The sequence below is a fragment of the Duganella sp. GW822-FHT06D06 genome, assembly GCF_058799615.1.
Genome location: NZ_JBXALQ010000007.1, coordinates 89,776 through 102,046, shown reverse-complemented (window position 1 = coordinate 102,046; position 12,271 = coordinate 89,776). Strand labels below are relative to the sequence as shown.

14 protein-coding genes and 1 pseudogene are annotated in these 12,271 nt (G+C 64.8%); 5 read left to right on the top strand and 10 right to left on the bottom strand.

Going from position 1 to position 12,271, the window contains the following annotated elements; translation table 11 throughout:
- Positions 1 to 28: 28 nt before the first annotated feature.
- Both AC1RMD_RS14955 and AC1RMD_RS14950 read right to left on the bottom strand, forming a co-directional pair.
- Positions 29 to 805 (bottom strand): 5'-3' exonuclease, encoded by a 777-nt coding sequence (locus AC1RMD_RS14955; protein WP_492927467.1) that lies wholly within the window; start codon positions 803 to 805, stop codon positions 29 to 31.
- A 48-nt stretch (positions 806 to 853) separates the two neighbouring features.
- Positions 854 to 1,525, bottom strand: coding sequence for a glutathione S-transferase (locus AC1RMD_RS14950; protein WP_492927466.1), 672 nt, complete (start codon positions 1,523 to 1,525; stop codon positions 854 to 856).
- A gap of 150 nt (positions 1,526 to 1,675) precedes the next feature.
- On the opposite strand from AC1RMD_RS14950, the gene AC1RMD_RS14945 reads away from it, so the two are divergent.
- On the top strand, positions 1,676 to 3,286 hold the full coding sequence (locus tag AC1RMD_RS14945) for an FMN-binding glutamate synthase family protein (protein ID WP_492927465.1): 1,611 nt from the start codon (positions 1,676 to 1,678) through the stop codon (positions 3,284 to 3,286).
- A 6-nt stretch (positions 3,287 to 3,292) separates the two neighbouring features.
- Complete coding sequence (locus AC1RMD_RS14940; RefSeq protein WP_492927464.1) at positions 3,293 to 3,700, top strand: GNAT family N-acetyltransferase; 408 nt, start codon at positions 3,293 to 3,295, stop codon at positions 3,698 to 3,700.
- A 22-nt stretch (positions 3,701 to 3,722) separates the two neighbouring features.
- Here AC1RMD_RS14940 and AC1RMD_RS14935 read toward each other — a convergent pair.
- The 4 genes and pseudogenes from AC1RMD_RS14935 to AC1RMD_RS14920 all read right to left on the bottom strand — a co-directional run.
- Positions 3,723 to 3,926: pseudogene (locus AC1RMD_RS14935) on the bottom strand (BrnA antitoxin family protein); the annotation flags it as partial.
- Positions 3,927 to 4,223: 297 nt separating this feature from the next.
- Positions 4,224 to 4,499 carry a DUF6587 family protein gene (locus AC1RMD_RS14930; protein ID WP_492927463.1) on the bottom strand — a complete coding sequence of 92 codons (276 nt, stop codon included), beginning with the start codon at positions 4,497 to 4,499 and terminating at the stop codon, positions 4,224 to 4,226.
- Between the two features lie 2 nt (positions 4,500 to 4,501).
- Complete coding sequence (gene feoB / locus AC1RMD_RS14925) at positions 4,502 to 6,403, bottom strand: ferrous iron transporter B (protein WP_492927461.1); 1,902 nt, start codon at positions 6,401 to 6,403, stop codon at positions 4,502 to 4,504.
- 3 nt (positions 6,404 to 6,406) lie between these two features.
- The gene (locus AC1RMD_RS14920; protein ID WP_492927459.1) at positions 6,407 to 6,676 is read right to left on the bottom strand and encodes a FeoA family protein; all 270 of its coding nucleotides are present in this window, start codon (positions 6,674 to 6,676) and stop codon (positions 6,407 to 6,409) included.
- 248 nt (positions 6,677 to 6,924) lie between these two features.
- Here AC1RMD_RS14920 and AC1RMD_RS14915 point away from each other — a divergent pair, with 248 nt between their 5' ends.
- Both AC1RMD_RS14915 and AC1RMD_RS14910 read left to right on the top strand, forming a co-directional pair.
- Positions 6,925 to 7,140 (top strand): (2Fe-2S)-binding protein, encoded by a 216-nt coding sequence (locus tag AC1RMD_RS14915; RefSeq protein WP_026333955.1) that lies wholly within the window; start codon positions 6,925 to 6,927, stop codon positions 7,138 to 7,140.
- 23 nt (positions 7,141 to 7,163) lie between these two features.
- Positions 7,164 to 7,883 (top strand): energy transducer TonB, encoded by a 720-nt coding sequence (locus AC1RMD_RS14910; protein WP_492927458.1) that lies wholly within the window; start codon positions 7,164 to 7,166, stop codon positions 7,881 to 7,883.
- A 159-nt stretch (positions 7,884 to 8,042) separates the two neighbouring features.
- Here AC1RMD_RS14910 and AC1RMD_RS14905 read toward each other — a convergent pair whose 3' ends face one another.
- Both AC1RMD_RS14905 and AC1RMD_RS14900 read right to left on the bottom strand, forming a co-directional pair.
- Positions 8,043 to 8,567, bottom strand: a complete 525-nt coding sequence (locus AC1RMD_RS14905; protein WP_492927457.1) for a pyridoxamine 5'-phosphate oxidase family protein — start codon at positions 8,565 to 8,567, stop codon at positions 8,043 to 8,045.
- 68 nt (positions 8,568 to 8,635) lie between these two features.
- Positions 8,636 to 9,316, bottom strand: a complete 681-nt coding sequence (locus tag AC1RMD_RS14900; protein WP_492927456.1) for a Fe2+-dependent dioxygenase — start codon at positions 9,314 to 9,316, stop codon at positions 8,636 to 8,638.
- A gap of 164 nt (positions 9,317 to 9,480) precedes the next feature.
- On the opposite strand from AC1RMD_RS14900, the gene bfr reads away from it, so the two are divergent.
- The gene (bfr, locus tag AC1RMD_RS14895) at positions 9,481 to 9,954 is read left to right on the top strand and encodes a bacterioferritin (RefSeq protein ID WP_217942480.1); all 474 of its coding nucleotides are present in this window, start codon (positions 9,481 to 9,483) and stop codon (positions 9,952 to 9,954) included.
- Here bfr and AC1RMD_RS14890 read toward each other — a convergent pair.
- Positions 9,951 to 11,285, bottom strand: coding sequence for an MFS transporter (locus AC1RMD_RS14890; RefSeq protein ID WP_492927455.1), 1,335 nt, complete (start codon positions 11,283 to 11,285; stop codon positions 9,951 to 9,953). The genes bfr and AC1RMD_RS14890 overlap by 4 nt on opposite strands.
- Positions 11,282 to 12,247, bottom strand: coding sequence for a PfkB family carbohydrate kinase (locus tag AC1RMD_RS14885; RefSeq protein ID WP_492927454.1), 966 nt, complete (start codon positions 12,245 to 12,247; stop codon positions 11,282 to 11,284). The genes AC1RMD_RS14890 and AC1RMD_RS14885 overlap by 4 nt, the downstream gene beginning before the upstream one ends.
- Positions 12,248 to 12,271 lie beyond the last annotated feature (24 nt).

The following is a 12,271-nucleotide window of genomic DNA, read 5'->3' as shown; positions in this document are numbered from 1 at the left end:
TGCAAACCTTGTCTTAGTGGGCGTGCGCTCAGGTCTTATCCCAGGCCAGCATATTCCAGGTCACGCCGACCCGCACGTCCGTTTTTAATTGCACCAATTGTCTCGAAAGATACAGCATTTCGCGTTCTTTTCGTAGAGTTTCGCCCAGCGTATCCTTCAGAATGCCGGCCCCGGCCATGATCCCGTCCAGAGTGCCGTAAGTACGCAACAGTTTGGCCGCCTTCTTGACGCCGACCTTGGACACGCCGGGGATCGAATCGGTGGCGTCGCCCATCAGCGCCAGCAGGTCCGGCAGCTGCGCCGGCGGCACGCCCCATTTACGCTCGACCCAGGCGTGGTCGTGCCATTCGCCCTTGAAGTGGTCCCACACGCGGGCGCCCTGCGCGATCAGGCCGTGCAAGTCCTTGTCGGTGCTGGCCACGGTGGCTTCGCCGCGGCCGTCGGCCAGCCAGCGCAGCACCACGGTGCCTATCACGTCGTCCGCCTCCACCTGCGGCAGCGACACCACATGCAGGCCGACGCCGCGCAGCTTGTCGTAAAAGCCCGGCAGCGCCTCGCGCAGCGCCGCCGGCATCGGCGCGCGCGCCTCGCGGTAGCCGGCATACAGATCGTGGCGCCAGGTGTTGCCGCCGAAGTCGAAGGCCGGCAGCACGTGGCTCGGCTCGTGCTCGTGCAGCAGTTTGCGGAACGAGGACAGCGCGTGGCGCAGCGCGATCTCGGCCTTTTCAGGACCATCGGGTTCGGGGCTGGCTTCGTAGACGCGGCGCACAATATTGAGGCCGTCGATGGCGAGGAGTCTACCCATGTTCAACATCTTCCGGGCTTGTTCAATCCATCATTTTACCCGACCAGCTTATTTCAACAACTCATACGGGCCGCCGCGCTCCAGCGCGCGCTGGAAGGCCGGGCGGCTGTGGATGCGTTTGAGGAAGGCCATCAGGTTCGGGCGGCGCTCGTCCAGCCCGCCGCGCGCGGCGGCCGCCTCCAGCGGAAAACTCATCTGGATATCGGCCGCGCTGAACTCGGCGCCGGCGAACCACGGCGTCTGGTTCAACTCCGCCTCCAGGTAATCCAGATGCTTGTCGATCTGCGGCTGGATGTAGCCCGCCTTGACCTTCTGCGCGATGCCGCGCGCGATCGGCTTGACGAAGAACGGCGCCGGACTGGTCTCGACCCGGTCGAAGATCAGCTTCATCAGCAACGGCGTCATCGCCGAGCCTTCGGCGTAGTGCAGGAAGTAGGTCCAGCGGCGGCGCTCCGCCGTGCCGGCCGGCGGCACCAGCCGGCCCTCGCCGTAGGTCTCGACCAGGTACTCGACGATCGCGCCCGACTCCGCCACCACGATGGCGCCGTCGGAAATCACCGGCGACTTGCCCAGCGGGTGGATCGCCAGCAACGCCGGCGGCGCCAGCATGGTCTTCGGGTCGCGCTGGTAGCGCACGATCTGGTACTCCAGCCCCAGCTCCTCGAGCAGCCAGAGCACGCGCTGCGAGCGCGAATTGTTCAGATGGTGGACGACGATCATGGTGGACTTCCCAAAAAAAGAACGGCCGTGCGCCGCAATCCCGCTAGCTTAGCATTGTTGTCCAGCTTGCGCGCCGCCCCGCCACAGACTGATGGATTCCCATAAGAAACAGCAGTACACTGCCCCCACCAGCCGTCCACCGGAGCACCCATGAAACTGTTTTCCCCGCGCTACCTCGTGTTCAACGCCGCCATCGTCACCCTGGCCGCGTCGCTGGCCTTGGGCGCGCCGTGGTGGATCCCGCTGCTGGCCGCCGCGCTGGTCGTGGTCGGCGTCGCCGACCTGCTGCAAACCAGGCGCGCGCTGCGCCGCAACTACCCGATCCTGGCGCACTTCCGCTTCTTCTTCGAATCGATCCGGCCCGAGATCCGCCAGTACTTCCTGGAAGACGACACCGTGGCCGAACCGTTCTCGCGCAACCAGCGCAGCATCGTCTACCAGCGCGCCAAGATGGACACCGACAAGCGCCCCTTCGGCACCCAGCTCGACGTCTACGCCCCCGGCTACGAATGGATCAACCATTCGATCAGCCCCGCGCCCGAGCAGCACCACGACTTCCGCATCGAGATCGGCAACCACCCGGACTGCCCGCGCGCCCAGCCCTACTCGGCCAGCGTGTTCAACATCTCGGCGATGAGCTTTGGCGCGCTGTCGGCCAACGCCATCCTGGCGCTCAACGGCGGCGCCAAGGCCGGCGGCTTCATGCACGACACCGGCGAAGGCAGCATCAGCCCCCACCACCGCCGCAACGGCGGCGACCTGGTGTGGGAGATCGGCTCCGGCTACTTCGGCTGCCGCAACGCCGACGGCAGCTTCTCGGAAGCGAACTTCGTCGCCAACGCCACCGCGCCGCAAGTCAAGATGATCGAGCTGAAGATGTCGCAGGGCGCCAAGCCCGGCCACGGCGGCGTGCTTCCCGGCGCCAAGGTCACCATCGAAATCGCCGCCACCCGCGGCGTGCCGATGGGCCAGGACTGCATCTCGCCGTCGAAGCACTCGGCCTTCAACACGCCGCTGGAGATGCTGGCCTTCATCGACCGCCTGCGCACCCTGTCCGGCGGCAAGCCGACCGGCTTCAAGCTGGCCATCGGCCACCCGTGGGAATTTTTCGGCATCGTCAAGGCCATGCTGGCCACCGGCATCACGCCCGACTTCATCGTGGTCGACGGCGGCGAGGGCGGCACCGGCGCCGCGCCGGTCGAGTTCACCGACCACGTCGGCACACCGCTGCAGGAGGCGCTGCTGCTGGTGCACAACACGCTGGTGGGCGCCAACCTGCGCGACAGGATCAGGATCGGCGCCTCGGGCAAGATCATCACCGCCTTCGACATCGCCCGCATCCTGGCGCTGGGCGCGGACTGGTGCAACTCGGCGCGCGGCTTCATGTTCGCGCTGGGCTGCATCCAGTCGCAGAGCTGCCACACCGACCGCTGCCCGACCGGCGTCGCCACCCAGGACCCGACCCGCCAGCGCGCGCTGGTGGTGCCGGACAAGACCCGGCGCGTCGCCAACTTCCACCAAAACACCCTGAAGGCGCTGGCCCAGCTGATCGCCGCCGCCGGCCTGACCCACCCGTCGCAACTGAAGGCGCACCACCTGGTGCGGCGCATCTCGACCAACCAGGTCAAGCTGGTGTCGGCGCTGCTGCCCTACCTGGAACCGGGCGAGCTGCTCGACCCCAGCCAGCTGGCGCGCCTGCCGCCGGTGTTCGGCCTGTACTGGCCGATGGCGCAGGCCGAATCGTTCAACCCACTAAGCTGAGAGACCATGTCCCGCTACACCATCATCCACGCCACGCCGTCCGTCGCCACCTACCAGGCCTTGCGCATCGGCGCCGGCCTCAGTCCCAAGTCCACCGAAGCGGCCGCGCGCGGCCTGCCGGCCACCTTATTCGCGGTACAGGTGCTGCGCGACGGCGAGCCGGTCGGCATGGGCCGCGTGATCGGCGACGGCGGCTGTTTCTACCAGGTGGTGGATATCGGCGTGCTGACAGCGCACCAGGGACAGGGGCTGGGCAAGGCCATCATGAAGGAGATCAAGGCCTACCTCGAGCGCGAGGTGCCGCCGGGCGGCTACGTCAGCCTGATCGCCGACGGCAAGGCCAGCGAACTGTATGCGCAATACGGCTTCGCCCCGACCGCGCCGGCCTCGATAGGCATGGCCTACCTGGCCTGATCAGCGCAGCGGACGGAGTCGTTCAATCCGCTTTGCTGAAGTCGCCGGCGTGCGACTGCCGATAGGCATCGCCCAGCACGTCCGGTACAAAATCACGCTTGACCGCCCATTCGCGCAACACGGCGTTGATGCCCTGCTGCCAGTCGTCGCCCTGCCGCTTGAAGGCCTCGATGGTGTCGCGGTCGAACTCCATGGTCAGCGTTACCGTCGGCGAGCCGGGCGGCGCGAGAAACCGTGTCCGCCAGGGACGAAATTGCGCAAGCTACTCATCAGTCAGCGGCTGCGCATCGGGGTCGGACCAAGCTGCCGCCGTGATGATGGCATCCTCCTCCGGCGTTACAAAAATGATTTTACGTTTGTCCACCATACAGTCTCTCCCTATGCTGGTTGAGGTTGTCTTTCTTGGGATCGCAGGTGATCACCATGTTTCATCTTATCCGCAAAGATTAAGAAATCAATCGCTTTGCGGATAGATTAAACAGGCTGTGGCCGGCGCGTTTGCGCCGGCGCAGAAGGGTGGGAATCAGCGCTGCACGTGCAGCTTGATGACGCGCTTGAGCGGCGCCGAGGTGGGCGCGTCGGACGACGCCGACGGCGTGGTTTCGCAGGAACCGCAGCTGGAGCAGCCGTCGCCGCAGCTCGATTTCGTGTTAAACAGTTTAGCCAGTTTATTCTGGTCGTAGCCGCGCCGCGACAGCACATAGACGATCTGCTTGCGCAAGGCCGCCGGCAGGTACTTGGTGCAGAAATGCGCCAGGGCCGCCACCACGATCAACGCCACGATCACTTGCTGCCACATGCTCAGCCTCCGATGAAGTACAGGGAAATGCGGTAAGTCAGGAACGACGCCGTGTACGCCAGCGCGAACATATAGCCGGCCATCATCAGCGGATAGCGGATGCTGTTGGTCTCGCGCCGCACCACGCTCAGGGTCGACATGCACTGCGGCGCAAACACGTACCACGCCAGCAGCGACAAGGCGGTCGGCAAGGTCCACGAGCTGGCGATGATGGGCGTCAGCGACTGCGCCAGTTCCTCGCCGCTCTGCGACAACGCATACACCGTGCCCAGCGCCCCCACCGCCACCTCGCGCGCGGCCAGGCCGGGCACCAGCGCGATGCAGATCTGCCAGTTGAAGCCGATCGGCGCGAACACATATTCGAGCCCCCGTCCCAGGATGCCGGCCATGCTGTAATAGATGGCCGGATGGGTCGCCCCTTCGGGCGCGCCGGGGAAGGAGCTGAGGAACCACAACAGCACCATCAAGGTCAGGATGATGGTGCCCACGCGCGACAGGAAGATCTTGCAGCGCTCCCACAGGCCCAGCGCCAGGTTCTGCAAATGCGGCCAGTGATAGGCCGGCAGCTCCAGCATCAGCGGATGCTTGTGGTTCGAGCCCATGGACCGCTTCATGACGTAAGCCACCGCCATCGCCGAAGCGATGCCGGCGAAGTACAGCACGAACAGCACCAGCCCCTGCAGACTCATGAAGCCGTACAGCTCGCGCTCCGGAATGAAGGCCGCGATGATCAGCGCATACACCGGCAGCCGCGCCGAACACGTCATCAGCGGCGCGATCATGATCGTCACCAGCCGGTCGCGCGGGTTCTGGATGGTGCGCGCCGCCATCACGCCCGGAATCGCGCAGGCAAAACTGGACAGCAGCGGAATGAAGGCGCGCCCCGACAAGCCGACCCCGCCCATCAGCCGGTCCAGCAGGAAGGCCGCGCGCGGCAGGTAGCCGCAGTCCTCCAGGATCAGGATGAAGAAGAACAAAATCAGGATCTGCGGCAGGAACACCAGCACGCTGCCGGCCCCGCCCAGGATGCCCTCGACCAGCAGGCTGCGCAGCAGACCATCGGCCATCGCGCCCTTCAGCAGGGCGCCGGCGCTGTCGACGCCGCCCTTGATCATATCCATCGGCACATTGGCCCAACTGAACACCGCCTGGAACACCAGGAACATCAGCACCGCCAGGATCACCGGGCCCAGCACCGGATGCAACACCACGTTGTCGATCTTCTCGGTCAGGTTGCCCGTGTCGTGGGCGTCGCTGCTGACCAGCGCCAGGATGCGACGCACTTCGCGCTGCGTCTCTTCCACGCCGACCGCGTCGATCGCCGACAGCGGCTGCGGCTTGACCGCGTGCAGCGGCAACATCGCGTCCAGCGCGCGCAGCAGCGACTTCTCGCCGCCGGCCTGCACCGCCACGGTTTCCACCACCGGCATGCCCAGCTCCTGCGCCAGACGGTCGGCGTCGATGACGATGCCGCGCTTCCTGGCCACGTCCACCATGTTCAGCGCCAAAATCATCGGCAGGCCGAGTCGTTTGATCTCCAGCACCAGGCGCAGGTTCAGGCGCAGATTGGTGGCGTTGACCACGCACACCACCACGTCCGGCGACTGCTCGCCCGCGCGCAGGCCGGCCACCACGTCGCGCGTGATCGCCTCGTCCGGCGTATGGGCCGACAGGCTATAGGCGCCCGGCAGGTCCAGCACGCGGAAGCCGTTGCCGCCCGGGGACTGGAACGCGCCTTCCTTGCGCTCGATGGTCACGCCGGCGTAGTTCGCCACCTTCTGGCGCGCGCCGGTCAGGCGGTTGAACAACGCGGTCTTGCCGCAATTCGGATTGCCCAGCAACGCCACCATCGGTGTCGTCTTCAGGACCGGCGCCACCGGCGCCGCGATGTCTGCTGCACCCATGGCTTATTCCGGTTGTATCGAGATCAGCGCCGCTTCGAAGCGGCGCAGCGCGAACGTCGAGTTGCCGACCTTGATCGCCAGCGGCTCGCCGCCCGGCATGCCGCGCTTGAGCATGCGGATTTTTTCGCCCGGCACAAAGCCCAGCTCCATCAGCCGGCGCGCCAGCGTGGCGCCATCGTGGGCGACGTCGTCGCCGGGGGCGATGTGCACCACGGTGGCGCTGGCGCCGACCGTCAGGGCGTCGAGGGTGATCAGGGGAGCTGCGAGCGTCATAGCGAAGTCCGTTCAAAGCGCCGCCCGGCCAGTGCCGCTGCGGCTTGCCGGCGAACTGCAAGATCGCGTTCTTGCCGGAAATAAGATACTAGCATTATAAACGGTAATGCGAATTACTTCTATTTGCGCTTGCATCTCGCTCAAAGTTGAGGCAGTATACGATTAATGATAATGATTCGCATTAAGTAGCAAGCAAGGCAATCATGTCAGTTCATTCTTTTTGTAAAGCCTAGCCAGAAGGTGCATCGATGATTGTATGTGTCTGCAACAACATATCTGATCGTGAAATCCGTCAAGCCGTGGAGTTGGGATTGACGTCGATGGAAGAATTACGCCGCGACCTGGGCGTGTCGACTTGCTGCGGCCAGTGCTTTTCCTGCGCCGAAGAAATCCTGAGCGAGCACTTGGCCGCCACCGCCGAGATCCAGGAAACCGTACTGAAGCGCCCTGTCTTCAGCAACTAAGCTTAGCTACAAAGATCACTCCGATGAACACCATGACCTATGGCCGCGCGGCGCACACGCCGGCGGCGGACGAGCGCGGCCTGGCCGCCCAGCTGACAATGCAATGGCAAACCCGCGGCCGCAAGTTCGCGCCGCTGGCCGCCATCGTCATGCTGCATGTGTTCGGGTTCTATATGCTGCAGTCGGGAATGTTGCGCCACGTCACGCACGCGATCCTGCCGCAGGTGGTCAACGTCACCTTCATCGCCGCGCCGGAGCCGCTCAAGCCGGCCCCGCCGCCGCCCAAGACCGTGCCGGTGGTGCACCAGGCGCCCGCCTTCATTCCGCCGGTTCCGCTGGTGAACCTGGCCCAGACCGAGCCGACCATCACCGTCGCGCCGCCGCAAGCGCGCAGCAGCGAGCCGGTCGTCGTCGCCGCGCCGCCGGCGCCACCGGCGCCGCCCCATGTGGCCACGGCCGTCGCGCCGAAAACCGTGTCCGGCGTCGAATACATCCGCGCGCCGCAGGCGGTGTATCCGAACATCTCGCGCCGCATGGGCGAGAGCGGCATCGTCGTCCTGCGCGTGCTGATCAGCGAAAAAGGCCAGGCCGAGCAGGTGGTGATCCACAAATCGTCCGGCTCCAGCAACCTCGACGAAGCCGGCCGCCAGGCCGTGCTGCGCGCCCTGTACAAGCCCAACATGGAAGACGGCAAGCCGGTCCCCGTGTACGCGCTGGTGCCGGTCAACTTCCAGCTGGGCTAGTGTCCTGAGTTGTAAATTCGTTGAAATAAATATGGCGAAATCGTTGCAAGCCAAGGAACAAAGCACAGCAAGGCCGAGGCCTTGCGCGCATTTGTGACGCAGGATTGCGGCGATTCTCGTCGTATTTATTCAACGAATTTGCAATTCAGGACACTAGGCTCAGACGTCCAGCCTGCCCTCGACCGTGTCGACCAGGGTTTTGCCGATCACCGCGCCGAGCAGCATCCTGACGCCGGCCACCGCCCTGCCGTGCTTGGTATCCCAATAGTAGCCATAGGTCGGCGCGAACTTGATCAGCGTCACGCGCGGATCGTCCTCGCCGCCGGCGAACCAGGTCTTCATCGTAAAACTCCACAACTCCTTCAGCTTGACCGGATCGCGCAGCACCGTGGCGATGCCCTCCAAATGCATGAACTCCGCCCGGCCCGAGGCCTGGAAGTACAGCGTGGCCGACGGCTCGGCCGCCAGTTCCACGTTCTTCAGGCTGTCGCTGGCGCTGACGAACCACAGATTGCCCTGCGCATCGACCTGCAAGGCGGTCATCGGCCGCGCGTCGCCGGGGCCGCCGGCCGCGTCGTTGGTGCAGAAGAAGCAGCCGGGCGTGGCGTCGACAAAGTCGCGGATTTTCCTGACGGCGTCCTCGCCGATCAAGTCCTGGTGATGGTTTTCATTGCTGGTGTCCATGGTTATGCTCTCCGGTAGGGGGAAGCATCGATACTACCGCTGGCGGTGTCAGCCCTCCGTGGGTTGCATCACACATCGGCCCACATGCGCAGCAGGTTGTGATAATGGCCGGTCAGGTCCACCGTGATGTCGTTGTCGCCATGCGCGGCGCGCAACTTCTGGATGTTCTGGTCCAGCTCGAACAACATGCCGCGCCTGGCGTCGTCGCGCACCATGCTCTGGGTCCACAGGAACGAGCTGATCCGCTCGCCGCGCGTGACCGGCGCCACCCGGTGCACGCTGCTCGACGGATAAACGATCAAATCCCCCGCCGCCAGCTTGACCTCGTGGGTGCCATAGGCGTCGTTGACGATCAACTCGCCGCCGTCGTATTCCTCCGGCTCGCTCAGGAACAGGGTCGACGAGACGTCGGCCCGCATCGCGTTGGCCGTGCCGGGCCGCGTGCGGATGGCGCCGTCGACATGCATGCCGTAATGCTCGCCGCTGGCGTAGCTGTTGAAGTAAGGCGGCAGTATGCGCAGCGGCAGCACCGCCGCGAAGAACAGCGGATGGCTGGCCAGCGCCTGCGTGATGAAGGCGCCCAGCTCCTGCGCCAGCGGCGACAGCTCCGGCAACTGGCGGTTGCGCTTGACCTGCGCGCTCTGCGGCCCGGCCGTGCCGCGGCCGTCGATCCAGTCGGCCTGCGCCAGGCGCTGGCGGAACTCTTGCACCTGCGGCTTGCTCAGCACGGTGGGGATATGCAGCATCATGGGGGACATCCTTTCAAAACAGCGATATGGGAATGTTAATTGTTTTCATTTGCCCCAACAATCTCACTCCGCCCATATTGGTACACTTTGCGCGCATAGCGCCACGCGTGCACGGCGTTCGTGGCAAAATGTCAGTATTCCACCACCATTTTAGAAAGCATCCCATGAAGGGTGACCCAGAAGTCATACGCCTGCTGAACGCTCAGCTGACCAACGAACTCACCGCCATCAACCAGTACTTCCTGCACTCGCGCATGTACCGGCACTGGGGTTTCGAGAAAATCGCGAAGAAGGAATACGAAGAATCGATCGGCGAAATGAAGCACGCCGACAAACTGATCGACCGCATCCTGATGCTCGACGGCCTGCCCAACCTGCAAGCCATGCACAAGGTCATGATCGGCGAGAACACCGAAGAGATGATCGGCTGCGACCTGAAGCTGGAAAAAGGCGCGCAGATCACCGTCAAGGAAGGCATCGCCGCCGCCGAGAAGGCCGCCGACTACGTGTCGCGCGACCTCCTGCTGATGATTTTGGAAGACACCGAAGAACACATCGACTGGCTGGAAACGCAGCTGGACCTGATCGCCAAGGTCGGCATCCAGAACTACCTGCAAAGCCAGATGAGCGAAGGCTAAGCGGGACTAGCTTCCTCCGAAAGCCGTGGGTTCGCCTGCGGCTTTTTTATTTTCACCGCCAGCACGGCCAGCGCGCCGCACAGCATCAGGCCACCGGCCAGCCGGATCACATTCTCAGGATTCCCGCCCAGCAGGCTGCGGTAGTACAGCGGCAGCGTGAAAATCTGGATGATCATCGGGATCACGATGAACATATTGAAGATGCCCATGTAGACGCCGGTGCGCTCCGGCGGTATGCAGCCCGCCAGCATCACATACGGATTGCCCATGATGCTGGCCCACGCCAGCCCGATGCCCACCATCGGCACGAACAGCAGCGCCGGCGTATGGATCATCGGTATCGCCAGCATGCCGACGCCGGCCAGCGCCAGGCAGACGCTGTGCGTGATCTTGGGCCCATGCCGGCGCGTGAACGGCACCAGCGCCAGCGCCCCCACGAAGGCGATGAAGTTATAGAACGCCCCCACCTGCCCCGACAACAGGCCGGCGTCGCGGAAGCCTTGCGAGGCCTGGTCGGTGGTGCCGTAGATGGTGGTCGACAGCGACAGCATGATGTACTGCCAATAGCAGAACATCGCATACCACTGGAACAGCTTGACCCAGGCCAGCTGCTTCATCGTCGGCGGCATCTCGCGGATCGCGCTGGCGACGTCGCCCAGCGTGTGCCGCCAGCCGGCCGGCCGCGCGCGGATCCGCGCCAGCTCTTCGCTGGTCAACGGATATTCCGGCGTGGTCTTCAAGGTCCACAGCACCGACGAAATCGAGAACACCGCGCCGATCAGGAAGGCGACGATGACGATGTGCGGGATATGGCTGCCGTTGACGGCGTCCTTGTTCATGCCCAGCCAGACCAGCAGCGACGGCGTCAGGTAGGCCAGCGTCTGTCCCAGTCCGGTGAAGGCGCTCTGCGTCAGGAAGCCGAGCGAATGCTGCTGCGGATCGAGCTTGTCGCTGACGAAGGCGCGGTACGGCTCCATCGTCACGTTGTTGGCCGCGTCCAGTATCCACAGCAGGCTGGCCGCCATCCACAGCGTGGGGCTGAACGGCATCGCCAGCAGGCCAAGGCTGCACAGGATGGCGCCGATCAGGAAGTACGGCGTGCGCCGGCCCCAGCGCGTGACCGTGCGGTCGCTCATGGCGCCGATCAGCGGCTGCACCAGCAGGCCGGTCATCGGCCCCGCCAGCCACAGGTAGGGCAAGCTGGCCTCGTCCGCGCCCAGGTATTTGTAGATCGGGCTCATGCTGCTCTGCTGCAGGCCGAAACTGAACTGGATGCCGAAGAAGCCGATGTTCATGTTGACGATCTGCCAGAACGACAGCCGCGGCTTCATGCGACGGCTCCTGGCGTGACCGCGTCGCCGCGCCAGGCCGCGATCCACGGCTGGTAGAACGCGATATCGGCCGGCACCGCGCCGGAGATGCCGCAGATGGCGCCGGCAAAGGCGTTGGCGCGCGCCAGCGTGAGGCTGATCGGCCAGCCCCGCGCCTGCCCGAACAGGAACACGGCGGAGAAGGCATCGCCCGCGCCCACCGTGTCGACGATGCGCACCGGCGCATGGCAATCCTGGTTGGCGATGACGTCGCCGTCGGCGCCGAAGTACAGCGCGCCGCGCTCGCCCAGCGTGACGATCAGGCCTTGCAGCGAGAAGATGCGCATCAGCGCGCGGCAGGCGTCCACCATCTCGGCGCTGTCGATCGCCTTGGTGCCCGGCTTGGTGTGGGTGTACCAGCTGAACAAATCCTTCAGCTCGTCCTCGTTGACCTTGACGATGTCCGCCAGGTGCAGCGACTCGAAGGCGCAGCGCTCCGTCACCTGGCCGTCGCGCACATTCAGGTCCAGGTAGCGCTGGACCTTGAACGCGCGCGATGCTTCGAGCATCGCCCGCAACGCCGTGCGCGAACGCTCGTGCCGCTGCGCCATGGTGCCGAAGTAGATCGTGTCCGGCGCCGCCTGCGCCAGCGCCGCCAGCGCCGGCCCGGTTTCCACGTAATCGTAGGCCTGGTCCGGCAGGATGATGAAACGGTGGCCGTCCGCGTTGCGCTCGACCACCACGCGGCCGGTGGCTTCCTGCGGATCGATCTGCAAGCCCGCCTCGCTCATATCGAAGCGTTCGAACTCGTTGCGCACCAGCGCGCCGTTCTTGTCGGTGCCGATGCGGGTGACCATCAGTGTCGCCACGCCGAACGCCGCCAGGTTGCGCGCGACGTTGAACGGCGCACCGCCGACAACCTGCTCGGTGATGAAATCGTCGACCAGCGCTTCGCCGAATACGGCTATGGTTTGTTGAGTCATGCTTGTCTCCACGCCCTGCTTGGG

Bases quoted from the DNA above. Each gene is read 5' to 3' on its own strand.
- AC1RMD_RS14900 (WP_492927456.1), bottom strand. From the start codon at position 9,316: ATGATGCTGCATATCCCCACCGTGCTGAGCAAGCCGCAGGTGCAAGAG.
- bfr (WP_217942480.1), top strand. From the start codon at position 9,481: ATGAAGGGTGACCCAGAAGTCATACGCCTGCTGAACGCTCAGCTGACC.
- AC1RMD_RS14885 (WP_492927454.1), bottom strand. From the start codon at position 12,247: ATGACTCAACAAACCATAGCCGTATTCGGCGAAGCGCTGGTCGACGAT.
- AC1RMD_RS14890 (WP_492927455.1), bottom strand. From the start codon at position 11,285: ATGAAGCCGCGGCTGTCGTTCTGGCAGATCGTCAACATGAACATCGGC.
- AC1RMD_RS14940 (WP_492927464.1), top strand. From the start codon at position 3,293: ATGTCCCGCTACACCATCATCCACGCCACGCCGTCCGTCGCCACCTAC.
- AC1RMD_RS14905 (WP_492927457.1), bottom strand. From the start codon at position 8,567: ATGGACACCAGCAATGAAAACCATCACCAGGACTTGATCGGCGAGGAC.
- AC1RMD_RS14915 (WP_026333955.1), top strand. From the start codon at position 6,925: ATGATTGTATGTGTCTGCAACAACATATCTGATCGTGAAATCCGTCAA.
- AC1RMD_RS14950 (WP_492927466.1), bottom strand. From the start codon at position 1,525: ATGATCGTCGTCCACCATCTGAACAATTCGCGCTCGCAGCGCGTGCTC.
- AC1RMD_RS14955 (WP_492927467.1), bottom strand. From the start codon at position 805: ATGGGTAGACTCCTCGCCATCGACGGCCTCAATATTGTGCGCCGCGTC.
- feoB (WP_492927461.1), bottom strand. From the start codon at position 6,403: ATGGGTGCAGCAGACATCGCGGCGCCGGTGGCGCCGGTCCTGAAGACG.
- AC1RMD_RS14920 (WP_492927459.1), bottom strand. From the start codon at position 6,676: ATGACGCTCGCAGCTCCCCTGATCACCCTCGACGCCCTGACGGTCGGC.
- AC1RMD_RS14930 (WP_492927463.1), bottom strand. From the start codon at position 4,499: ATGTGGCAGCAAGTGATCGTGGCGTTGATCGTGGTGGCGGCCCTGGCG.
- AC1RMD_RS14910 (WP_492927458.1), top strand. From the start codon at position 7,164: ATGAACACCATGACCTATGGCCGCGCGGCGCACACGCCGGCGGCGGAC.
- AC1RMD_RS14945 (WP_492927465.1), top strand. From the start codon at position 1,676: ATGAAACTGTTTTCCCCGCGCTACCTCGTGTTCAACGCCGCCATCGTC.